The organism is Microbacterium sp. 5K110 (genome assembly GCF_005774735.1).
Classification (GTDB): Bacteria; Actinomycetota; Actinomycetes; order Actinomycetales; family Microbacteriaceae; genus Microbacterium.
This window is the reverse complement of sequence record NZ_VBUM01000003.1, coordinates 90,490-111,666: the sequence shown is the minus strand read 5'-3', so window position 1 is coordinate 111,666 and position 21,177 is coordinate 90,490. Positions and strand designations below refer to the sequence as shown.

At 69.0% G+C, this 21,177-nt stretch carries 22 protein-coding genes; 14 read left to right on the top strand and 8 right to left on the bottom strand.

What is annotated here, in order from left to right:
• Nucleotides 1-2 precede the first annotated feature (2 nt).
• From FE256_RS18415 to FE256_RS01885, 4 genes are all read left to right on the top strand, one after another.
• Nucleotides 3-1,301, top strand: a complete 1,299-nt coding sequence (locus tag FE256_RS18415; protein WP_252370869.1) for a hypothetical protein — start codon at nt 3-5, stop codon at nt 1,299-1,301.
• A gap of 63 nt (nt 1,302-1,364) precedes the next feature.
• Nucleotides 1,365-2,666 (top strand): histidinol dehydrogenase, encoded by a 1,302-nt coding sequence (gene hisD / locus FE256_RS01895; protein ID WP_138172535.1) that lies wholly within the window; start codon nt 1,365-1,367, stop codon nt 2,664-2,666.
• Nucleotides 2,667-2,678: 12 nt separating this feature from the next.
• Nucleotides 2,679-3,170 carry a transcriptional regulator NrdR gene (gene nrdR, locus FE256_RS01890; RefSeq protein WP_138172534.1) on the top strand — a complete coding sequence of 164 codons (492 nt, stop codon included), beginning with the start codon at nt 2,679-2,681 and terminating at the stop codon, nt 3,168-3,170.
• A gap of 10 nt (nt 3,171-3,180) precedes the next feature.
• Nucleotides 3,181-4,206, top strand: coding sequence for a quinone-dependent dihydroorotate dehydrogenase (locus FE256_RS01885; RefSeq protein ID WP_138172533.1), 1,026 nt, complete (start codon nt 3,181-3,183; stop codon nt 4,204-4,206).
• A gap of 48 nt (nt 4,207-4,254) precedes the next feature.
• Here FE256_RS01885 and FE256_RS01880 read toward each other — a convergent pair whose 3' ends face one another.
• Nucleotides 4,255-4,827: a DUF3043 domain-containing protein gene (locus FE256_RS01880; protein ID WP_252370868.1), complete on the bottom strand. Its 573-nt coding sequence runs from the start codon at nt 4,825-4,827 to the stop codon at nt 4,255-4,257.
• Nucleotides 4,828-4,873: 46 nt separating this feature from the next.
• Between FE256_RS01880 and FE256_RS01875 the strand changes: the two genes are divergently transcribed.
• From FE256_RS01875 to FE256_RS01850, 6 genes are all read left to right on the top strand, one after another.
• Nucleotides 4,874-6,268 (top strand): dipeptidase, encoded by a 1,395-nt coding sequence (locus tag FE256_RS01875; protein ID WP_138172531.1) that lies wholly within the window; start codon nt 4,874-4,876, stop codon nt 6,266-6,268.
• A 71-nt stretch (nt 6,269-6,339) separates the two neighbouring features.
• A complete protein-coding gene (erpA, locus tag FE256_RS01870; RefSeq protein ID WP_138172530.1) occupies nt 6,340-6,705 on the top strand; it encodes an iron-sulfur cluster insertion protein ErpA in 366 nt (121 codons plus the stop codon).
• Nucleotides 6,706-6,872: 167 nt separating this feature from the next.
• Nucleotides 6,873-7,754, top strand: coding sequence for an aa3-type cytochrome oxidase subunit II (ctaC, locus tag FE256_RS01865; RefSeq protein ID WP_138172529.1), 882 nt, complete (start codon nt 6,873-6,875; stop codon nt 7,752-7,754).
• 2 nt (nt 7,755-7,756) lie between these two features.
• Entirely contained in the window at nt 7,757-9,520 is a 1,764-nt protein-coding gene (ctaD, locus tag FE256_RS01860; protein WP_138172528.1) for an aa3-type cytochrome oxidase subunit I, read from the top strand.
• 3 nt (nt 9,521-9,523) lie between these two features.
• Nucleotides 9,524-9,940 carry a cytochrome c oxidase subunit 4 gene (locus FE256_RS01855; RefSeq protein WP_138172527.1) on the top strand — a complete coding sequence of 139 codons (417 nt, stop codon included), beginning with the start codon at nt 9,524-9,526 and terminating at the stop codon, nt 9,938-9,940.
• A gap of 4 nt (nt 9,941-9,944) precedes the next feature.
• Nucleotides 9,945-10,733 (top strand): PP2C family protein-serine/threonine phosphatase, encoded by a 789-nt coding sequence (locus FE256_RS01850; protein WP_138172526.1) that lies wholly within the window; start codon nt 9,945-9,947, stop codon nt 10,731-10,733.
• Nucleotides 10,734-10,770: 37 nt separating this feature from the next.
• On the opposite strand, the gene FE256_RS01845 is transcribed toward FE256_RS01850, so the two are convergent.
• The 6 genes from FE256_RS01845 to ctaE all read right to left on the bottom strand — a co-directional run bounded on the left by FE256_RS01845 (nt 10,771) and on the right by ctaE (nt 16,735).
• Entirely contained in the window at nt 10,771-11,715 is a 945-nt protein-coding gene (locus FE256_RS01845) for an alpha/beta fold hydrolase (RefSeq protein WP_138172525.1), read from the bottom strand.
• A gap of 41 nt (nt 11,716-11,756) precedes the next feature.
• Nucleotides 11,757-12,164, bottom strand: coding sequence for a rhodanese-like domain-containing protein (locus FE256_RS01840; RefSeq protein WP_138172524.1), 408 nt, complete (start codon nt 12,162-12,164; stop codon nt 11,757-11,759).
• Nucleotides 12,165-12,341: 177 nt separating this feature from the next.
• The gene (qcrB, locus tag FE256_RS01835; protein ID WP_138172523.1) at nt 12,342-14,180 is read right to left on the bottom strand and encodes a cytochrome bc1 complex cytochrome b subunit; all 1,839 of its coding nucleotides are present in this window, start codon (nt 14,178-14,180) and stop codon (nt 12,342-12,344) included.
• Nucleotides 14,177-15,235 (bottom strand): cytochrome bc1 complex Rieske iron-sulfur subunit, encoded by a 1,059-nt coding sequence (gene qcrA / locus FE256_RS01830; RefSeq protein ID WP_138172522.1) that lies wholly within the window; start codon nt 15,233-15,235, stop codon nt 14,177-14,179. The genes qcrB and qcrA overlap by 4 nt, the downstream gene beginning before the upstream one ends.
• A 38-nt stretch (nt 15,236-15,273) precedes the next feature.
• Nucleotides 15,274-16,083, bottom strand: coding sequence for a cytochrome bc1 complex diheme cytochrome c subunit (gene qcrC / locus FE256_RS01825; protein ID WP_138172521.1), 810 nt, complete (start codon nt 16,081-16,083; stop codon nt 15,274-15,276).
• Between the two features lie 16 nt (nt 16,084-16,099).
• A complete protein-coding gene (gene ctaE / locus FE256_RS01820) occupies nt 16,100-16,735 on the bottom strand; it encodes an aa3-type cytochrome oxidase subunit III (protein ID WP_138172520.1) in 636 nt (211 codons plus the stop codon).
• A 169-nt stretch (nt 16,736-16,904) separates the two neighbouring features.
• Between ctaE and trpD the strand changes: the two genes are divergently transcribed.
• Nucleotides 16,905-17,966 carry an anthranilate phosphoribosyltransferase gene (gene trpD, locus FE256_RS01815; RefSeq protein WP_138172519.1) on the top strand — a complete coding sequence of 354 codons (1,062 nt, stop codon included), beginning with the start codon at nt 16,905-16,907 and terminating at the stop codon, nt 17,964-17,966.
• A gap of 2 nt (nt 17,967-17,968) precedes the next feature.
• Nucleotides 17,969-18,961 (top strand): PHP domain-containing protein, encoded by a 993-nt coding sequence (locus tag FE256_RS01810; protein WP_138172518.1) that lies wholly within the window; start codon nt 17,969-17,971, stop codon nt 18,959-18,961.
• A gap of 10 nt (nt 18,962-18,971) precedes the next feature.
• On the opposite strand, the gene FE256_RS01805 is transcribed toward FE256_RS01810, so the two are convergent.
• On the bottom strand, nt 18,972-19,889 hold the full coding sequence (locus tag FE256_RS01805; protein ID WP_138172517.1) for a 5'-3' exonuclease: 918 nt from the start codon (nt 19,887-19,889) through the stop codon (nt 18,972-18,974).
• 83 nt (nt 19,890-19,972) lie between these two features.
• Between FE256_RS01805 and FE256_RS01800 the strand changes: the two genes are divergently transcribed.
• Nucleotides 19,973-20,371 (top strand): YchJ family protein, encoded by a 399-nt coding sequence (locus FE256_RS01800; RefSeq protein ID WP_138172516.1) that lies wholly within the window; start codon nt 19,973-19,975, stop codon nt 20,369-20,371.
• Between the two features lie 140 nt (nt 20,372-20,511).
• Nucleotides 20,512-21,177 carry an SDR family oxidoreductase gene (locus FE256_RS01795; protein WP_138172515.1) on the top strand — a complete coding sequence of 222 codons (666 nt, stop codon included), beginning with the start codon at nt 20,512-20,514 and terminating at the stop codon, nt 21,175-21,177.

The following is a 21,177-nucleotide window of genomic DNA, read 5'->3' as shown; positions in this document are numbered from 1 at the left end:
TCGTGACCGATCGCTACGACCACCCGCACGCCGAGCCCATGGGCGCTGCCGGGGAGGACGACTCCCTGCGGCAGTCGGCGGGGTACGCGCCCTCCGACCACCCGGACGCCCCGCGTGACGAGCGCGCGACCGGCGCCGCCACCGAAGACGCTGCGGGGCACGGCTCCGCCGTCCATCGCCCGGACGTCCCGAATGCCGGGGCCGACGTCGATGACACCGGCGCGGACGATCACGTCACGGCGCGGGCCCAGGTCGGCGCGCGCTCGCACGTGAACGCGCGCCGTGCCACGCACACCGAGCTGCCGGACGCCGACGCGCACGGCGTCCCGGCCGGCGATGCGCCGCAGTACGGCGTCGGGCCGTTCTCGGTGCGCGAGATCGCACTGCTCGGCCTGTGGGCCGTGACGTTCCTCGTGTCGTTCTTCTCGACCAACAACCTCCCCGCCAACGTCCGCGTCCTCGGCGGCGGCTCCAACGTGTGGCTCTCTGGGCTGTGGTGGATCCCCACGGTCGCTCTTCCGACCCTCGCTGTCGGACTCCTCGTCCTCCGACGCCTCTCCCCGCAGGGGATCCGCCGGGTCGGATCGCTCGGCATCGACCAGTTCGCCTCGGTGGCGTTCTCGGTCGCAGCGCTCGTGTGGACGTCGTGGGTCTGGGACACCGTTTCGGTGGCGATCGAGACGGGCCTGTGGACGCGGACGTGGGTCGTCTGGGTCGGCGCCGTCTTCACCCTGGCGGGCGTCGTCCTCACGGTCTTCGCCCCCGTCATCCCGCCGTTCGAGCAGGACTTCCAGGGGCGGCCCGAGACCCCCGCGCACCGCAACGCGCGCCCCGTGCGCGCGGTCGTCCTGCGTCCTCCGCGTCCGCGGCCGGTGCGCACTGCGCCGGCTCCCGCCGCCGACGAGTCCGAGAACCCCGACACGTCCGGCGCTCCCGCCCCCGGCAGCTACACCGGGTCGACGGAGTTCCCGCACACCGCCGAGTCCGCGCCGGCGACCTCGGTGCTGCCCACCCATGACGACACCCACGACACCGACGTGATCTCCGCGGGCGCCGCTCCGGTCCACGAGGAGCGCACCGCCGAACACGAGAGCGCCCCGCGGCATCCGCATCCGCAGGCGTTCTGGGCGCTCTCGCCCGATGAGCGCGAAATCGTCGACGATTACGGCCTCCCGATCTTCCGCATCGGCCCCACCGCGTGGGCGCTCGTGATCGAGGACCGCGGCGAGACCTTCGTCATCCGGCACGACGACGGTCGCATCGGGTATCTGCACGATGTGACGGGCGTGACGCGCGGCTGAGCAGTGAGGGGGAAGCGCCCGACGGCGGGCGGGCGGTTCCCCCTCGACCGGTAGCCTGGAGGAATGCTCCGCACCATCGATCTGCGCGGCCGCGTGCTCTCGCCCGCCGAGTTCCTCGCCGCCGTTCCCCGCGCCGATGCCGCCCGCGACGAAGCGCTCGCGACCGCGGCCCGCATCGTCGACGACGTTGCTCAGCGGGGTGAGGAAGCGTTGCGCGAGCAGGCAGCGACATTCGACCGCGTCAGCGACCACGCGATCGCCGTCCCCACGGCGCACCTCGACGAGGCTCTCGCGGGCCTCGAACCCGGTATCCGGGCCGCGCTCGACGAGGCCATCCGCCGTGTCCGGACGGCGTCAGCCGCGCAAGTCCCCGCTCCCTCCGTCACCGAGCTGGGCCCGGGAGCGCGCGTCACGCAGCGGTGGCAGCCGGTCCGCCGGGTCGGCCTCTACGTCCCCGGCGGCAAGGCCGTGTACCCCTCGAGCGTCGTGATGAACGTCGTCCCCGCCCAGGTCGCGGGAGTCCGCGAGGTCGCGCTCGCCTCACCGCCGCAGGCCGAGTTCGGCGGGCGCGTGCACCCGGTGATCCTGGCCGCCGCGCGGCTGCTCGGCGTCACCGAGGTCTATGCCATGGGCGGTGCGGGAGCGATCGGCGCGTTCGCGTACGGCGTCTCCTCGCTCGGCCTGGACCCGGTCGACGTCGTGACCGGTCCGGGCAACAACTTCGTCGCCTCCGCGAAGCGCGCCGTGGCCGGCCGCGTGGGCACCGACTCCGAGGCCGGAGCCACCGAGATCCTCATCGTCGCCGATGCCACCGCCGATGCGGTTCTGGTCGCGGCCGACCTCGTGAGTCAAGCCGAGCACGATGAGCAGGCCTCGGCCGTCCTCGTGACCGACGCCCCGGACCTGGCGGATGCCGTGCGCGCGGCGCTCGAACCCCGTGTGTCCTCCACGCGGCACTCCGAGCGCGTCCGCGCGGCATTCGACGGACCGCAGTCCGCGATCGTCCTCGTCGACGACGTCGCGCAGGCGACGGCGTTCAGCAACGCCTACGCACCGGAACACCTCGAACTGCACCTGTCCGATCCCCGGCCGGAGGACTACGTCAACGCCGGTGCGGTGTTCGTCGGTCCCTACACGCCGGTGAGCCTCGGCGACTATCTCGCCGGCAGCAACCACGTCCTGCCCACCGGGGGCCAAGCCCGTTACGGGGCCGGGCTGTCGGCGGCGACGTTCCTGCGGCCCCAACAGGTCGTCGAGTACGACCGGGCCGCGCTGTCGGCGGTGCACGAGGCCATCGTCACCCTCGCCCAGGCCGAGGCGCTGCCCGCGCACGGCGAGGCCGTCGCGGCGCGCTTCACCGACTGATCGGGGTCCCTCATGCACTGCCCGTTCTGCCGCAACCCGGACTCCCGCGTCATCGACTCCCGCACGAGCGACGACGGGCTCAGCATCCGTCGCCGTCGGCAGTGTCCGAAGTGCGGCGGGCGTTTCTCGACGGTCGAGACGGCGAGCCTCAACGTCATCAAGCGCTCGGGTGTGGTCGAGCCGTTCAGCCGCGAAAAGGTGATGTCGGGTGTACGGAAGGCATGTCAGGGCCGACCGGTGACGGATGCCGATCTCGCGATGCTCGCGCAACAGGTCGAAGAGGCGATCCGCCAGACCGGGTCCTCGCAGATCGAGGCGAATGAGATCGGGTTGTCGATCCTCGGTCCTCTCCGGGAACTCGACGAAGTCGCCTACTTGCGGTTCGCGAGCGTCTACCAGGCCTTCGAATCGCTCGACGACTTCGATGCCGCGATCGCCCAGTTGCGCGCTGACCACGCCGCGCGGGCGACCGCCGCGCCGGAGCCGGTCGACGACGTCCAGTAGCCTGACGGGGATGTATCCCCTTCTCTTCCGCTCGGTTCTGAGCCGCCTCGATCCTGAGTTCGCCCATCACCTGGGTGCCGCGGTGATCCGCGTCGCGGGCGTCGTGCCCGTGGCATCCGCGGTCCGTCGGCTCACCGCCCCCGCGCCGTCGTCGCGGGTGCGCGCCCTGGGGCTGACGTTCGATTCGCCCTTCGGCGTCGCCGCGGGCTTCGACAAGAACGTCACCATGGTGCGAGGCCTGGGTGCCCTGGGGTTCGGGCACGTCGAGGTGGGGACGGTCACGGCACTGCCGCAGCCGGGCAACCCGAAGCCGCGCCTGTTCCGTCTCATCGCCGATCGTGCGGTGATCAACCGCATGGGCTTCAACAACGACGGCGCCGCTGTCGCCGCCCGTCGACTGCAGGCACTGCGGCGTTCGCGTCGCCGCCCCGTCGTGGGCGTGAACATCGGCAAGAGCCGGGCGGTGGCCGTCGAGGATGCCACGACCGACTACGTCCGCAGCGCCCGTCTGCTGGCACCGCTCGCGGATTATCTCGTCGTCAACGTCTCCTCGCCCAACACCCCCGGTCTGCGGGGATTGCAGGCCGTCGAGACGCTGCGTCCGTTGCTCTCTGCGGTGCTCGAGGCTGCCGGGACGACGCCGTTGCTGGTCAAGATCGCGCCCGACCTCTCCGACGACGAGGTGGCGGACATCGCGCGGCTCGCCGTCGACGTGGGGCTTTCCGGCCTCATCGCCACGAACACCACGATCGGCCGCGAGGGGCTTCGCACCGCCGCGTCCACCGTCGAGGCCGCCGGAGCAGGCGGGCTGTCGGGGGCGCCGTTGAAAGAACGGGCGCTGGAGGTCCTCGACCTCGTGCGCGCCGCCGTGCCCGAGGAGTTCGTCGTGATCTCGGCCGGGGGAGTGGAGACCGCGGACGACGTGCGGGAACGTCTCGCGCACGGGGCGACTCTCGTCCAGGGCTACACGGCGTTCCTCTACTGCGGCCCGTTGTGGGCGCGCCAGATCAACCGAGGTCTGCGCCCCGGCGCATGAGAACGGCGGCGCGTCCCGAAGGACACGCCGCCGCCGACAGGGATCGGATCAGGCGGGGTACTGGCCGCGCTTGACCTGCGCCTTGGGCAGTCGCATGAAGCGCATCTGCACGGTGCGCATCGACGCGTACCAGCCGAGGCCCTTCTCGACCCGCCCCTCACCGAACTTCGCCTTCACGGCGCGCTTGACGCGGATCGAGGTGATGATCATGTCGCCGATGACGAAGAGGATGAAGATCCACAGCGCCACGAACGACCAGTACTGGAAGAAGCCATTGGGCACGAGCGTGAGCACGATGACGAGGATCATGAACGGCATCACGCCCTCGCCGAGGTGCCAGCCGGCGTCGACGAAGTCACGGGCGAACCGGCGCTGGTCTCCCTTGTCGCGCACGGGCAGGTAGCGCTCGTCGCCGGCGGCCATGCCGATGCGGGCCTTCTCGCGCTGGGCGGCGAGCTCGGCGCGCGCGCGAGCCTTCGCTTCTTTGGTGTCGGGGACCAGGGGACGCTTGCGGGCGGCCTCCTGCTCGGCCCGAGACGGCGTCGCGCGCCCCTTCCCCGCAGCGGTGGACTCCGCCTCGACGGGCGTGTCGTTGGGGACGGGTGCAGGGGACTTGGCCACGGATAACCTCGAGAGCTCACTGGATCGGAGACTTAAGATTACCCGCATGACCCTCGACCTGTCCCGGCGGGATGCCGTCCGCGCCACCGCGTCCGCCGGCATCCCCTCCGCCCTCGCCGATCTCGGCGCCCTCGTGCGCATCCCGTCCGTCGCCTGGCCCGCTTTCGACCAGGCCGAAGTGCAGCGCAGCGCCGACGCCGTCGCCGATCTGATGCGCGGAACGGGCGTGTTCGAGCGCGTCGAGGTCGCGCGCGCCGCGATCCCCGGCACGGACGAACTCGGCCAGCCCGCCGTCCTGGCATCCCGTCCGGCCCGCAACGGCCGTCCGACCGTGCTGCTGTACGCCCACCACGACGTGCAGCCGCCCGGTGACGAGGCCCTGTGGGAGTCGCCGCCGTTCGAGCCCACCGTCCGGGACGGCCGGCTGTACGGGCGCGGGGCCGCGGACGACAAGGCGGGCGTCATGGTCCATGTGGGGGCGATCCGTGCCCTGGTCGAGACGCTCGGCGACGACCTCGACCTCGGCATCGCCGTGTTCATCGAGGGCGAAGAGGAGTACGGTTCCCGCTCGTTCGCGCAGTTCCTCGTCGACCACGCCGACGTGCTCCGTTCCGATGTCATCGTCGTGGCCGACTCCGGCAACTGGGACGAGCGCACGCCCGGGCTGACGGTGTCGCTGCGCGGCAACGCGCGTTTCACCCTCACGGTCCGCACCCTCGCCCACGCCTCGCACTCGGGAATGATGGGCGGCGCGGTTCCGGATGCCATGCTCGCCACGGTGAAGCTCCTGTCGACGCTGTGGGACGACGACGGCGCGGTCGCCGTCGAAGGTCTGGCCGTGCGCGACGCCGACACGCCGCCGTACGACGAGGAGACCCTGCGCGCCGAGTCCGGCCTGCTCGACGGCGTGTCGCCCATCGGACGCGACAGCATCCTCAGCCGCCTGTGGAACAAGCCGTCGATCACGATCACGGGGTGGGATGCCACCCCCGTCGAGTCCGCATCGAACACCCTGGCTCCGCAGACCCGCGTCGTCCTCAGTGCCCGTGTGGCTCCCGGCCAGTCGGCGCAGGAGGCCTTCGCCGCGCTGGAGACGCACCTGCGCGCCCACGCGCCGTTCGGTGCGCAGCTGGAGTTCACCGACGTCGACTGCGGCGACGCGTTCCTGGTGGACACCGGGGGATGGGCCGTCGAGGATGCGCGCGAGGCCTTCGCCGAGGGGTATGGCGTGGATGCCGTCGACGTCGGCGTCGGGGGATCGATCCCGTTCATCGCCGACCTCGTCCGGGAGTTCCCCGGTGCGCAGATCCTCGTCACGGGTGTCGAGGATCCGCACGCCCGGGCCCACAGCCCGAACGAGTCCCTGCACCTCGAGACCTTCGGCAACGCGCTGGTCTCGGAGGCGCTGCTGCTGGAGCGTCTGAACCGCCGGACCGTCTGATCGAGCCGCGGGAGCGAGGCGGGCGTAGAATCGACTCGTCCCCGCGACCGAACGACCCGAAGGGCCACGCCATGACCGACACGACACTGTCGTCCGACGCCGTCACCCGCGAGCACGGAGTCGCCCTCACCGACGCCGCCGCCGACAAGGTGAAGAGCCTGCTCTCGCAGGAGGGACGCGACGACCTCCGTCTGCGCGTCGCCGTGCAGCCGGGCGGATGCTCCGGACTCATCTACCAGCTCTACTTCGACGAGCGCTATCTCGACGGCGACAAGGTCGTCGATTTCGACGGCGTCGAGGTCATCATCGACGACATGAGCGTTCCGTACCTCGACGGTGCGCACATCGACTTCAAGGACACGATCTCGGAGCAGGGCTTCACGATCGACAACCCCAACGCGCAGGGCTCCTGCGCCTGCGGCGACAGCTTCCACTGACGCCGGCCACGACGCTTCGGCGCCGATTCGACGACCCCCGGAAACCACGGATCACACCGCGGAATCCGGGGGTTTTCGATGCTTCGGTGCTGGACGAATGGCCAGAGAACCGTAAGAGCTTGCTCTAGACTGTCGAGAGCAACATCCACGACCCGGAAAGGTGCACTGTGCCCTCCAAACGTCGCCTTCGCTGGGCAGCTGTCCCCGTCGGGATCGCGTCCGTCGCCCTCCTCTCCGGCTGCACCACGTCGCAGCTCCACGGATTCCTCCCGGGATTCGTCGACGACGGAACACCCGCGACGAACCACACCGACATGGTCGCCGGCCTGTGGGTCAACTCGTGGATCGTCCTGCTCGCGGTGGGTGTCCTCACGTGGGGCCTCATGCTGTGGGCGGTCATCGCCTACCGGCGTCGCAAGGGCCAGTCGGGCCTGCCGGTGCAGCTGCGCTACAACATGCCGGTCGAGATCTTCTACACGGTTGTGCCGCTGATCCTCGTGGTGGGCTTCTTCGCCTTCACCGCCCGTGACCAGAACACGCTCGAGACGCAGTATGAGAACCCCGACGTCTCGATCACTGCGTACGGCAAGCAGTGGGCCTGGGACTTCCAGTACAACGGTGAGCGCGAAGACAACTCGGACGCGGTGTACTCCATGGGCGTCCAGGCCAAGGCAACCGGCGACGGGTACGACCTTCAGGACGTGCCGACGCTGTACCTGCCGGTCAACAAGACCGTCCAGATCGAGCTGCGTTCGCGCGACGTGATCCACTCGTTCTGGATCATCGACTTCCTCTACAAGAAGGACATGTACCTCGGCAAGGAGAACTACTGGTCGTTCACCCCGACCCGTGAGGGCACCTACGAGGGCAAGTGCGCCGAGCTGTGCGGTGAATACCACTCCGCCATGCTGTTCAACGTGAAGGTCGTCAGCGAGGGCGAGTACGAGGCCTACCTCGACTCCCTGCGCTCGGCCGGCGACGTCGGCGACATCAGTGATCTGTCCCGCCTGCAGAACCTCAGCACGGCCGGCACCGAAGGGAACGAGTGATCATGGCCACGACGCTTCCGCTCCAGGAGAAGGGCGCATCGCGCCCGACGACCCTCCCGCCGCGTCAAGCCGCTCTCCTCAGCAGCACCCGTGTGGAGCAGAAGGGCAACCTGGTCGTCAAGTGGATCACCTCCACCGACCACAAGACGATCGGGTACATGTACCTCATCGCCTCGGTGCTGTTCTTCATGCTCGGCGGTGTGATGGCGCTCATCATCCGCGCCGAGCTGTTCGAGCCCGGGATGCAGATCATCCCGACCAAAGAGCAGTACAACCAGCTGTTCACGATGCACGGCACGATCATGCTGCTCATGTTCGCGACGCCGCTCTTCGCCGGTTTCGCCAACGCGTTGCTGCCGCTGCAGATCGGTGCTCCCGATGTGGCGTTCCCGCGTCTGAACGCGTTCGCCTTCTGGCTGTTCCTCTTCGGCTCGACGATCGCCGTGTCCGGGTTCCTCACCCCGCAGGGTGCCGCCGGCTTCGGATGGTTCGCGTATCAGCCGCTGGCCAACGCGAGCTTCTCGCCCGGCGTCGGAGGCAACCTCTGGATGCTCGGCCTGGGCATCAGCGGTTTCGGAACGATCCTCGGTGCCGTGAACTTCATCACGACTGTTCTCACGATGCGGGCGCCCGGCATGACCATGTGGCGGATGCCGATCTTCTCGTGGAACACGCTCATCACGAGCATCCTGATCCTGCTGGCCTTCCCGGTCCTGGCCGCCGCGATCTTCGCCGCCGCCGCCGACCGCGTGCTCGGCGCTCAGATCTACAACCCCGAGAACGGTGGCGTGCTGCTGTGGCAGCACCTGTTCTGGTTCTTCGGTCACCCCGAGGTGTACATCATCGCGCTGCCGTTCTTCGGCATCGTCTCCGAGATCTTCCCGGTGTTCAGCCGTAAGCCGATCTTCGGATACAAGACCCTCGTCTACGCGACGATCGCCATCGCGGCGCTCTCCGTCGCGGTGTGGGCACACCACATGTACGTCACGGGCGGAGTCCTCCTGCCGTTCTTCGCGCTGATGACGATGCTCATCGCGGTTCCGACCGGCGTGAAGATCTTCAACTGGATCGGAACGCTCTGGCGAGGCTCGGTCACGTTCGAGACCCCCATGGTCTTCGCGCTCGGCTTCCTGGTGTCCTTCGTGTTCGGTGGCCTCACCGGCGTCATCCTCGCGTCGCCGCCGCTGGACTTCCACCTGTCCGACTCGTACTTCGTCGTGGCGCACTTCCACTACGTGGTCTTCGGCACCGTCGTGTTCGCGATGTTCGCGGGCTTCTACTTCTGGTGGCCGAAGTGGACCGGCAAGATGCTCAACGAGCGTCTCGGTATGGTGCACTTCTGGATGCTGTTCGTCGGATTCCACATGACCTTCCTCATCCAGCACTGGCTGGGCGTGGACGGCATGGTGCGCCGCTACGCCGACTACGCCGCGGCCGACGGCTTCACCTGGGGCAACCAGCTCTCGACCGTGGGATCGATGATCCTCGGCGCCTCGATGATCCCGTTCCTGCTGAACGTCTGGATCACGGCTCGCAAGGCACCTCGTGTGACCGTCGACGACCCGTGGGGGTACGGCGCGTCGCTCGAGTGGGCCACGTCGTGCCCGCCGCCGCGTCACAACTTCACGTCTATCCCGCGTATCCGCAGCGAGCGTCCTGCCTTCGACCTGAACCACCCCGAGGCCGGCGTGCCGGTCGGTGTGGGACCGGCCAAGGATGCGCCCGACGCGCCCGTGGTCGACGCTGCTGCCGGAGAGGTCAAGTAACCGATGCGTACCAACGTCAACCTCTGGTGGATTCTCACCGCCTTCTCGCTGTTCATCGCCGCGGTCTACGTGGTGTGGAACATCATCAGCCACGGCGAGCTGGAGTGGGTCGGAACAGTCGCTCTGGTCTTTATGGGCCTGATGAGTGCGATGATCGGCTTCTACATCGGCCGTGTGCTCAAGGCACAGCGCGGTGAGCTGCCCGAGGACTCGCTGACGGCCGACATCGACGACGGCGACCCCGAGATGGGTGAGTTCAGCCCGTGGTCGTGGTGGCCCATCGTCCTCGCCGGTTCCGCGGCCATCGCGGTGATCGGCCTGGCGGTTGGAAGCTGGCTCGTGCCCGTCGCCTTCGTCATCTTCGCGATCGCGATCGTCGGTTGGGTTTACGAGTACTACCGCGGGTATTTCGCGCGCTGATCCCGTGCCCCTTCGGTTGAACGCGGCCGCCGTCTCCGACGCTGGCGCGCATCGTCCCACCAACCAGGACGCCGCTTTTGCGGCGTCCTGGGGTGCGGCGGTCGCGGACGGCGTCGGCGGCGGCCCCTCCGGCGATCTTGCGTCGGCAGCGCTCGTGCATCGTCTGGTCGCCACGCGGGGATCGGATCTGGATGCCGACGGCCTGCTCGTCCGCATCCGTGAGGCCAATTGGGACATCCGAGCGCACGTCGAGCGCGACCCGGCCCTGGAGGGGATGGCCACGACTTTCACGGGTGTCTTCCTCGGCGCCGGTGCAGAACTTCTGCTGGCTCACACGGGCGACTCCCGCGCTTATCTTCTGCGTGATGGCGAGTTCTCCCGCCAGACGCGCGACGACTCGTACGTCCAGGCACTCGTCGACCACGGCATCATCTCGCCCGAGGCTGCGGCCGCGCACCCGCGTCGGAACATCATCACGGCCTCCCTCGCCGGTTCGGAGGGGGACGTGGTCTCGGTCGCCACCCACGCACCGCAGCCGGGCGACCGCTGGCTGCTGTGCAGCGACGGCCTCACCGACTACGTCCCGGAGGCGGATGTCGCGCGGCTCATCGCCGCAGCGGACGGCCCACACGCGGCGGCGGCGTCGGCGGTGGCTCTCGCCCTGGAGGCAGGGACCCGCGACAACGTGACGGCGGTCGTGTGCGACGTGGTGGATGACGACGCGGTACCCTCCGATCCGATCTTCCTGGGCTCGGCGGCTCGCTGGTTCACCGAGGACGTCGAAACGGCCTGATATCGACGGGGCGGCCGGGGGGCGTCCACCGGGCGGGTTATGACCGCCCGAACACGTCGATGGCCTCCGCGGCGATCTCCACGCTGCGCGACCCTCCGTGGCCGTCTTCTTCGACGATGTGCAGCACGCCGCCGGGCCAGGACCGATGCAGCTGCCACGCGGTGAATGCCGGGCCGCTGATGTCACGCCGGCCGTGGATCAGGACGCCGGGGATGCCGCTGAGCTCCGAGGCCCGGGCGAGGACGGCCTTCTCCGCGGGCAGGAAGCAGTCGTGGGCCCAATAGTGCGTCACCAGGGTGGCGAAATTGCGCTGCTCCCGTGCGTCTTCGTGCAGCGGGCCCGGACCGGCCTGCGGTCCCAGTGAGATGTGCGTGGCCTCCCAGGTATCCCACCGCTCCGCGGCATCCTGACGTACGGCGCGATCGGGAGAGCGCAGGAGTCGCGCATAGCCGTCGACCGTGCGTTCATCGGGCTCCAGCGGCTCACGGAGACGTTCGTGCGCCTCGGGGAACACCCGCGCGATCCCATCGGTGATCCAGTCGATCTCGGCGCGGCTCCCGCTGGTGACGGCGAAGTTCACGATGGCGGTGACGCGACCGGGGTGCTCGAGTGCATAGGCCAGTGCGAGGGTCGACCCCCACGAGACTCCGTGCAGCAGCCACCGCTCGATGTGGAGATGGCCGCGCAGCGCCTCGAGGTCCGCAATCAGGTCGTCCATGGTCTGCGTCTCGAGGGTCGCGAGGTCGTCGCACGCCCACGGGGTGCTCTTCCCGCACCCGCGCTGGTCGAGACCCACGAGGAAGTGCAGATCGGGGTCGAAACGCCGTCTGTACCCGCCGCGGCCCAGACCGCCGCCCGGACCCCCGTGCACGTACAGAGCAGGTCGGCCGTGGGGATTGCCGGACGTCTCCCAGAACAGGCGAGCGCCGTCCGGACGCTCGAGGAATCCTGTGGCGAACGGTGCGAGGGGAGGGTGGAGCATGTCGGAATCCTAGGCCAGGGGCATCCCGCCTCCGCGTCGGCTCAGCGACGCACGACCATCACCGTGGGATCGAAGACGCGCTCGCACGGTCCTTCGTCGTTCTCGGAGGGCTGGCCTTCGCGCACCCAGTATTCGTACCCGCCGATCATCTCCCGGACGTCGTAGCCCAACTGGGCGAAGGCGAGAGCGCCCTTCTGGCCGGCGTTGCACCCCGGGCTCCAGCAATAGACGACGACGGGCATGTCGTGAGGGATCTCCGTCGGCGCGCGTTCCGTGATCTCCCGATAGGGCATGTGCACGGCGCCCGTGATGCGCCCCTGGTCCCAGGCGTCCTGGCCACGGACATCGACGAGCACGAACCTATCCTGCGCCCTCTGTGCGGCGTATACGTCGGACGGATCGGTCTCGTGCGCGAGGCGGGTCGAGAAGTACAGCGCGGCGTCGGTCATGTGACGACGCTAGCGCGCTCCGTCCCGCGGAAGAGAGGGAGCCGGATGCCATCGAGAGACGGCATCCTGCCATCTCGAGGGGAGTGCGGGGGAGGGGGAGCTACGGGGCCGAGTGCGCCGACGTCGTGCCGGGAACGACGAAACCCCGGTGCCGCAGCACCGGGGTTTCGTCTGGGCTCACTCGCCCTTGTCTTCAGAGTCCTTCTTGCCGCCGAGACCCTTGGGGGCAGGGAACTCGACCTCGGTCCGCTCGCCGATCGCCATGTGGGGGCGACCCTCGGCATCGGCGCGGGCGTTGGCGCCGGCGATCTCGTCGGTCTCCTCGTGGTCGATGTGGTCGAGCTCGTGGTGCTGGTGCGCGACCGCAGCGTCGATCTCGGCCTGAGTGACCGGAGTCAGCCGGTCCTCGAAGAACCACCGCGAGATCGAGGCGCGGAAGTTCTGGTGCCAGGGGATCTGGCCCTTGTCGTTCGGACGGACGACGAGCGGTTCGTAGGTCTCGTTGTCGACCAGCTTCCACCGCTCGTACTCGTCGACGGGCTGGTGCACCTCGATGTACTCACCGCCGGGGAGACGGACGATACGACCGGACTCGTAGCCGTGCAGAGCGATCTCGCGATCCTTCTTCTGCAGCGCGATGCAGATGCGCTTCGTGACGAAGTAGGCGACGATCGGGCCGAGGATCAGCAGGGCCTGCAGGGCGTGGATGACGCCTTCCATCGTGAGGTGGAAGTGCGTCGCCATGATGTCGGACGAGGCCGCTGCCCACATAACCGCGTAGAACGTGACACCGGCGGCGCCGATGGCGGTACGGGTCGCGGCGTTGCGGGGACGCTGGGCGATGTGGTGCTCGCGCTTGTCACCGGTGATCCACGCCTCGATGAAGGGGTAGATCAGCACGATGACGATGAACAGACCCAGGACGGCGACCGGGATGATGATGTTCCACGACCAGGTGTGTCCCCAGAGCACGAACTCGAGGTGCGGCGGGATCAGGCGCAGCATGCCGTCCGCGAAGCCGATGTACCAGTCGGGCTGGGTACCGGCGGACACGGGCGACGGGTCGTACGGACCGTAGTTCCAGATGGGGTTGATCGTCACGAGAGCGGCGATCAGGACGATCACACCGAACGTGATGAAGAAGAAGCCACCCATCTTGGAGGCGTAGACCGGGAGCATCGGGTAGCCCACGACGTTGCTGTTCGTCCGGGCGGGCCCGGCGAACTGCGTGTGCTTGTTGATGATCATCAGCATGAGGTGCACGGCCAGGAGCGCGACGAGGATCGCCGGCAGCAAGAGGATGTGCAGCGTGTACAGGCGGCCGACGATCGCCGTCCCCGGGAACTCGCCGCCGAACAGCAGGAACGAGGTCCAGGTGCCGATGATCGGCAGGCCCTTGATCATGCCGTCGATGATGCGCAGACCGTTGCCCGAGAGCAGGTCGTCGGGGAGGGAGTAGCCGGTGAAGCCCTCGGCCATCGCGAGGATGAAGAGGATGAAGCCGACGACCCAGTTCAGCTCACGCGGCTTGCGGAACGCGCCCGTGAAGAACACGCGGAGCATGTGCACGCCGATACCGGCGACGAAGACCAGCGCAGCCCAGTGGTGGATCTGGCGGACCAGCAGGCCACCGCGCAGGTCGAACGAGATGTGCAGGGCGGACTCCATGGCCGCCGACATCGCGATTCCGCGCATGGGCTCGTAGGCGCCGTTGTAGTGCGTCTCGACCATCGAGGCCTGGAAGAAGAAGGTCAGGAACGTGCCCGAGAGGAGCACGACGACGAAGCTCCACAGGGCGATCTCACCGAGCATGAACGACCAGTGGTCGGGGAAGATCTTGCGACCGAGCTCCTTGACGATGCCCGAGATGCTCGTGCGCTCGTCGAGATAGTTCGCCGCGGCGCCGACGAACTTGCCGCCGAGGGGCTTGCTGCTGTCACGGCCGGTCTGGGGAGGACCCGAGTAGACCGCCGGCTCGGTGGTCACGTTCTCCGTGGGATGGGTGGCGGTGCTCATGAGCGCTCCCAGAAGCTGGGGCCGACGGGCTCTTCGAAGTCACTCTGCGCGACGAGGTAGCCCTCGGCGTCGACGGTGATCGGGAGCTGCGGCAGGGGACGGGCGGCCGGGCCGAAGATGACGGCCGCTCCGTTGGCGACGTCGAACTGCGACTGGTGGCAGGGGCACAGGAGGTGGTGGGTCTGCTGCTCGTACAGGGCGACGGGGCAGCCGACGTGCGTGCAGACCTTGGAGTACGCGACGATGCCGTCGTACGTCCAGTCCATGCGGTTGGTCTCGGGGTTCAGCTGCTCCGGCTGCAGGCGCATGAGCAGCACGATCGCCTTCGCCTTCTCCTCCAGGTACCCCTCGTCGTGGCCGAGGCCGGCGAGCTCTTCGGGGATCACGTGGAAGGCCGAGCCGAGCGTGACGTCGGCGGCGCGGATCGGACGACCCGAGGGATCGTGCGCGAGGCGCATGCCGCCCTCCCACATGGTGTGGCTGAGGAGCGCGACCGGGTCCTGGTCCTGGGGCGCGAGGCCGCGGAACAGGGTGATGCCGGGGATGACCGAGGCCACCAGCGCGGCGAACATCGAGTTGCGGATGATCTCGCGACGACCGAAGCCGGACTCCTCGTTCGCCTCGGCGAACACGTTGATCGCACCCTCACGGGTGACGTCGCGCCCACGGGTGGCGTGACGGTCCTCGATGTACTCCTTGTCGGACATCACGGACTTGGACCAGTGGATGGCGCCGATTCCGATCGCGAGCAGCGCGAAGGCGATACCCAGACCGATGAAGAGGTTGTTGTAGCGGATGTCGATCAGCGCGCCCGATTCGATCGGGAAGATCATGTAGGCGATGCTCGCCCAGATGCTCGCCGCGACCGAGAAGTAGAACAGCGTGTAGACCGTGCGGACCGCACGCTTCATCGCCTGCGGGTCCTGGTCCGTCATGCGCTGGCGGTGCCCCGGGAGACCGGGGTTCTGCACGGGGTCGGGAACCGCGACGGCGAGCCCGGAGCCGGGCTTCCATGAAGCCCTCTCGTGCTCGAGTGCGTCTTCCTCGTGTGCCATGGTGCTCCTCGTACGTTACGTAATGTCGATGACGACGATCAGTTGGACTTCGCCGTGATCCACACGGTGAGCGCGATGAGCGCTCCGATACCGAAGATCCAGATGAACAGGCCCTCCGAGACCGGACCGAGCGATCCGAGTGCGTAGCCGCCGGGGGACTCGGACTTCTGAAGGAACATCAGGTACGAGATGACGTCGCGCTTGTCTTCGGGGGTGAGGTTGAGGTCGTTGAACACCGGCATGTTCTGGGGGCCGGTGACCATCGCCGCGTACATGTTGAGCGGCGTGACCGTGTGCAGGCCGGGGGCCCACTTGCCCTCGGTGAGTGCACCGCCGGCGCCGGCCACGTTGTGGCACATCGCGCAGTTGATGCGGAACAGCTCGGCACCGTGGGAGAGGTCGCCCTCTCCGTCGAGGGTCTCGGCCGACGGGTAGGCCGGCCCGGGGGCCGACGACTGCACGTAGGCGGCGATCGCGTTGATCTGCTCGTCCGTGAACTGCACCGGCTTCTGCGGGGCCTGCGGGCCCTGGGCCTGCAGCGGCATGCGTCCGGTCGAGACCTGGAAGTGGACCGAGAGTTCGCCGACACCGAAGAGCGACGGGCCCTGCTCGCTGCCCTGGAGGTCGAGACCGTGGCACGTGGCGCAGTTGGCCTGGAAGAGCTTCTTGCCCTCTTCGACCGAGCTGGCGGAGTTGGATGCGCTCGTGGGCGTGTCGGTCGCGGCCATGGCGGCCGACGCACCGGCATAGATGCCGCCGGTGAGGAGCAGGCCGATGCCGATCAGTGCGGCGGCGGCCAGGGGACTGCGGCGTCCGTTCGAGCGACGCGGCTTCTTCTCTCGTGCCATGTGAGGTGCAGCTCTCTTACTTCAGGAAGTAGATGACGAAGAACAGCGCGATCCAGACGACATCGACGAAGTGCCAGTAGTAGGACACGACGATCGAGGTGGTCATCTCTTTGCGACCGAAGTTCTTCACGGCGTACGCGCGGCCGATGACGAGCAGGAAGGCGATGAGGCCACCCGTCACGTGCAGGGCGTGGAATCCAGTGGTCAGGTAGAAGGCCGAGGCGTAGGGGTTCGCGCTGATCGGCATGCCCTCGGCCACCAGGGTCGCGTACTCCCACACCTGACCGGACACGAAGACCGCGCCGAGGATGAAGGTGAGGTAGAACCACTCAACCATTCCCCAGCGCTGCCAGAAGCTGTTCTTCTTGACCGTGTAGGGCTGGTAGCGCTCGGCGGCGAAGACGCCCATCTGGCACGTGACCGAGGACAGCACGAGGATGATCGTGTTGACGGTCGCGAAGGGCACGTTGAGCAGCTGCGTCTCTTCGGCCCACAGTGGCGCGGACGTGCTGCGCAGAGTGAAGTAGATCGCGAACAGGCCGGCGAAGAACATGACTTCGCTGCCCAGCCACACGATCGTGCCGACAGCGACCGGATCTGGTCGCTTCACGGCGCGCACGGCCTGGGAATACGTCGCTGGTGTCGTCACCATCCCATTATGCGCGATCCGAGAGGGCGATATTCCCACCTCCAGCTGGAGATATTCCATCGTCGAGACTTAGGGAAGCCTAAGAATCAGCAAGGAATCCCCGGTGCGGAACGGGTTCCCGGGCGGCCGCCCGCGGGGCGGCGCGACGGTACGCGTGTGGAAGGATCATGGCATGGCGGAACGCTTTACCTGGCCCGATCTGCTCACCTCGCTCCTGCAGGGCCGCGACCTCAGCGTGTCGGAGTCGACGTGGGCCATGCAGCGCGTCATGGCCGGAGAGGCGACGCCGTCCCAGCTGGCCGGATTCCTCGTCGCGCTGCGAGCAAAGGGAGAGACCGTCGAAGAGATCGTCGGCTTCCGTGACGCGATCCTCGAAGCCGCGGTGCCGCTTCCGGTGCGCGCCGAGGTGCTCGACATCGTCGGCACCGGCGGAGACCGCTACGGCACGGTGAACGTGTCGACGATGGCGGCGGTGGTGGCAGCGGCATCCGGGATCCCCGTGGTCAAGCACGGCAATCGCGCCGCGAGCTCGGCGTCGGGGTCGTCGGACGTGCTGTCGTCCCTCGGGATCGCGCTCACGCTGGACCCGGTCGCCGTCGCCGAGACGCTCGAACGCACCGGGATCACGTTCGCCTTCGCGGCCGCGTTTCACCCGGGATTCCGCCATGCGGGGCCGACGCGCGCGGAACTGGGCGTACCGACCGTCTTCAACTTCCTCGGTCCGCTGTGCAACCCCGCGCGCGCCGAGGCCAACGCGGTGGGCGTCGCGCACCTGGACCGGGTCCCGCTCATCACGGGCGTGTTCCGGACACGCGGCGCCACGGCACTGGTCTTCCGCGGGGACGACGGGCTCGATGAGCTGACCACGACCGGTCACAGCCGCGTCTGGGAGATCAGCCGCGGCGATGTGCACGAGCACGATCTGGATCCCCGGGATCTCGGCATCCCGCTCGCCGACATCGACGACCTGCTGGGCGGGAGTCCCGATCACAACGCCGAGGTGGTGCGGCGGACGCTGGCCGGCGAGACCGGTGCGGTGCGCGACATCGTGCTCTTGAACGCGGCCGCCGGGATCGTGTCGTACCGCTTGTTCCAGGATGCCGCGCAGGTGCAGCGTCCGATTCTGGAGCGGATCGCCGAGGCGATGTCCGACGCCGCGGCGGCGGTGGACGACGGGCGCGCGCTGGCGAAGCTCGACCAGTGGGTCGCCACGACCCGGGAGCTGGCGGACTGACCGTGGACCCGCTCGACGCGCTCACCGAGGTCGCGTATCTGCTCGAGCGGGAGAGATCGTCGCGCTACAAGTCGAAGGCGTTCCGGACGGCCGCGGCCGCCATCCACGGGCTGAGCGACGCCGAGCTGCGCGACCCGGGGCTGCGGCGCCGTCCGGGCATCGGCGACTCGACGTACACGGTGATCCGGGAGGCGCTGGAAGGCGGTGTGCCCGAACGACTGGCCGCGTTGCGTGCCGCGGCGGGCGCGGCCGGCGGGGCCGCGCTTCGGGCGGTGCTGCGCGGCGACCTGCACAGTCACAGCGACTGGTCGGACGGGCTGACCCCGATCGAACCGATGGTGGCGGCGGCGCGCGGCCTCGGCCACGAGTACCTCGCGCTCACCGATCACTCGCCGCGGCTCACCGTCGCCAACGGGCTGTCGCCCGAACGCTTGCGGGCGCAGATCGATGTCGTCCACGGCTACACCGATGATGATTTCACGCTCCTGACCGGGATCGAGGTCGACATCCTCGACGATGGCGGCCTCGACCAGGAGGACGCGTTGCTGCGCGAGCTCGACGTGGTCGTGGCATCCGTTCATTCGAAGCTGCGGATGGAGAGTCCGGCGATGACCCGGCGTCTCGTGACCGCGGCCCGCGATCCGCGTGTGGACGTCGTGGGGCACGTCACCGGGCGGCTGGTCGAAGGGGCGCGGGGCACGCGCCCGCCGTCGGAGTTCGATGCGCGGGCCGTGTTCGCGGCGTGCGCCGCGGCCGGTGTCGCGGTCGAGATCAACTCGCGGCCCGAGCGCCAGGATCCGCCGGACGACCTGTTGGCGCTCGCGTTGGCCGAGGGATGTCTGTTCTCGATCGACTCCGACGCCCACGCTCCGGGTCAGCTGTCGCTGCTGGATCACGGGGCCGCGCGGGCCGAAGCTGCGGGAGTGCCCACCGAGCGCATCATCACGACGTGGCCGCTCCCGCGCCTCCGGGAGTGGCTCGCGCGCAACCGCTGACGGGGGGCGTTCAGCCGCGCAGGGCGGTGATGGCGCGGGTCATCGAGCCGCCGAGTTTCCATCGTTCGGCGAGGTCGGCCGCTGCGGCGGCGCGGGAGTCGTCAACCAGGATGCGGTCGTCGACGGTTCCGAGGTCGAGGTCGCGGGCGACGCACACCACGGTCGGCGCGACGTCGAGGTAGTCGGTGGCCGCGAGGATCTTGGACCGTTGCGCGGGAGTGCCTGCGGTACCGGCTTCCGCCGCGGACCGGATGCCGTCGAGGTCGCCGTGCGCACCCAGGAGCGCGGCCGCGGACTTCTCGCCGATCCCCGCGACGCCGGGCAGGCCGTCCGAGGGGTCGCCGCGCAACGCGGCGAAGTCGGCGTACTGCGCCGAGCCGATGCCGTAGCGGGCTCGCACGGCTGCGTCGTCGATGATCTCGAGGTTGCTCATTCCTCGAGCGGTATAGACCACGCGGATGTCGCGATCGTCGTCGACGAGCTGGAAGAGATCGCGGTCGCCCGTGACGATGTCAACTGGCACGTCGGCGTGGGTGGCGAGCGTGCCGATGACGTCGTCGGCCTCGTGGTCGGGAGCGCCGACCACGGCGATCCCGAGCGCATCGAGGGTCTCGCGGATGAGCGGGATCTGCGCCGTCAGCCCCGCCGGCACCTCTTCGACGTCGGGAGCCCCGGCGACGGTCTCGACCACACGGTGCGCCTTGTACGTCGGGATCAGTTCCACGCGCCACTTCGGACGCCAGTCATCGTCCCAGCAGGCGACGAGCCGCGTCGGCTCGTACGTCGAGACCAGCTTGGCGATGATGTCGAGCAGTCCACGCGCGGCGTTCACCGAGGTGCCGTCGGGCGCGTGGACCTTGTCCGGCACGCCGTAGAACGCACGGAAGTACAGCGACGCGGTGTCCAAAAGCATGAGTCGGTCGGACATGCCGGGCCTTTCCGGCGACGGAGCGGGGCCGCCTCCGCCCATCGTACGAGGACGGCGGGCGGCGAAGAACCTAGAGTGTCGGGGTGTCCTTCGGCGCTTCCTCCCTCCGTCCGTCCGCGTCCGCGCCGTGCCCGTGCGGACGCGCGGAGTTCCGCGAGTGCTGCGGCCCGCTTCTGGACGGTGGGTCGGCGCCGTCGGCCGAACGGTTGATGCGCTCGCGCTACACCGCCTTCGTGGTGGGCGACACCGCGCACCTCGCACGGACGTGGCATCCCTCGACCCGTCCGGACGACATCGACCTCGATGACGGCACCGTCTGGGACGGTCTGGTCATCGAGGACGCGACCGAGGACGGGGATGCCGCGACGGTGACGTTCCGCGCGGCCTGGCGCCAGGGGAACGAACGCGGAGTGCTCGCCGAGCACAGCAGATTCGTGCGACGCGGGGGCCGCTGGGTGTACGTCGACGGCGACGTGGACTGACCCAGTCAACCCCGCGGGGCGTGTCGGCGGCCGCGCGTAGGCTCGCGACGGATCCCCGACAGGAGGACACGGGCGGCCCGGCGAGATCGGGCCGGCCGCATGATCCGAAAACGTCGACCGAGAGAGCCGGAGGGCAGGACATGGAACGCATCGTGATCATCGGAGGCCACGGGAAGGTCGCGCTGCACCTGGCGGGCCTGCTCGCCGAACGCGGCGACGAGGCGGTCTCGGTGGTGCGCAACCCCGACCACCGCGCGGACGTGGAGCAGGCGGGCGGTCGTCCGCTCGTGCTCGACGTCGAGAAGGCCGGCGTCGACGAGATGGCCGCTGCCTTCGACGGCGCCGACGCGGTCGTGTGGTCGGCGGGAGCAGGCGGGGGCTCGGCGGATCGGACGTACGCCGTCGACCGAGACGCCGCGCAGCGCGCGGTCGACGCCGCCGCGAAGGCCGGCGTGCGCCGCTTCGTGATGGTGTCGTGGATCGGCTCGACCCCGGATCACGGCATCCCGAAGGACGATCCGTTCTTCGCTTACGCCGACGCGAAGCTCGCCGCCGACGACCACCTGCGCGCCAGCGACCTGGACTGGACGATCCTCGGTCCCGGTACCCTCACGCTCGACCCGCCGACGGGGCGCATCACGACCGCACCGCAGGGCAAGGCAGAGGTCGGGCGTGCCGACGTCGCCGCCGCGGTGGCGGGGAGCCTCGTCCAGCCCGCGACCATCGGCCGCTTCATCCGGTTCGGCGCGGGAGAGACGCTGATCCCCGAAGCGCTGGCCGCCGCGCCCGAAGGAGCGAACTCGTGA